Raw genomic sequence first — 1,478 nt, forward strand, 5'->3', positions numbered from 1 at the left:
TTTCAAGATTGCCTCCACCCATACTGGCGTATGGACTTCACCGGCTCCCACCTATCCTACACAAGCTAATTCAAATACCAATGTCAAGCTATAGTAAAGGTCCCGGGGTCTTTCCGTCCTGCCGCGCGTAACGAGCATCTTTACTCGTAGTGCAATTTCGCCGGGCCTGTGGTTGAGACAGTGGGGAAGTCGTTACGCCATTCGTGCAGGTCGGAACTTACCCGACAAGGAATTTCGCTACCTTAGGATGGTTATAGTTACCACCGCCGTTTACTGGCGCTTAAGTTCTCCGCTTCGCCCCGAAGAGCTAACAGGTCCCCTTAACGTTCCAGCACCGGGCAGGCGTCAGTCCATATACATCGAATTACTTCTTCGCATGGACCTGTGTTTTTAGTAAACAGTCGCTTCCCCCTGCTCTCTGCGGCCATACAACGCTCCACCCGCGTGGGGTTTCACGTCTCCGGCCCCCCTTCTCCCTAAGTTACGGGGGCAATTTGCCGAGTTCCTTAACCACAGTTCGCCCGTCGCCTTGGTATTCTCTACCTGACCACCTGTGTCGGTTTGGGGTACGGGCCGCTAAGAACTCGCTAGAGGCTTTTCTCGGCAGCATAGGATCACTGACTTCACCTGAATCGGCTCGGCATCACGTCTCAGCCTTCATGCACCGCGGATTTGCCTACGGTACGGCCTACACGCTTACCCCGGCACAACCACCGGCCGGGCTCAGCTACCTTCCTGCGTCACCCCATCGCTTGACTACTACCCGTCAGGTTCCCACGCTCCCCCAGATCAGTCCGAAGACGTCACCAAGTTCGGGTGGTTAGCACAACGAGGTTCGTCAGGGTCGTTCTTTCGCGGGTACGGGAATATCAACCCGTTGTCCATCGACTACGCCTCTCGGCCTCGCCTTAGGTCCCGACTCACCCAGGGCGGATTAGCCTGGCCCTGGAACCCTTGGTCATCCGGCGGAAGGGTTTCTCACCCTTCTTTCGCTACTCATGCCTGCATTCTCACTCGTGCCGCGTCCACAACTGGGTCACCCCGCTGCTTCACCCGCGGCACGACGCTCCCCTACCCATCCACACACCTGCACAAGGAATCAAGTCCAAGCGAGGTTGAAATGTGAATGCCACAGCTTCGGCGGTGTGCTTGAGCCCCGCTACATTGTCGGCGCGGAACCACTTGACCAGTGAGCTATTACGCACTCTTTAAAGGGTGGCTGCTTCTAAGCCAACCTCCTGGTTGTCTGTGCGACCCCACATCCTTTTCCACTTAGCACACGCTTAGGGGCCTTAGCTGGTGATCTGGGCTGTTTCCCTCTCGACTACGAAGCTTATCCCCCGCAGTCTCACTGCCGCGCTCTCACTTACCGGCATTCGGAGTTTGGCTGATTTCGGTAAGCTTGTGGGCCCCCTAGATCATCCAGTGCTCTACCTCCGGCAAGAAACACGCGACGCTGCACCTAAATGCATTTCGGG

General features: G+C 56.6%; 1 rRNA gene. It reads right to left on the reverse strand.

From position 1 onward, the window contains the following. A 23S ribosomal RNA gene (locus SLP03_RS31355) occupies positions 1-1,478 on the reverse strand; the annotation flags it as partial.

The sequence above is a fragment of the Micromonospora sp. RTP1Z1 genome (assembly GCF_033804685.1).
Taxonomy (GTDB): domain Bacteria; phylum Actinomycetota; class Actinomycetes; order Mycobacteriales; family Micromonosporaceae; genus Micromonospora.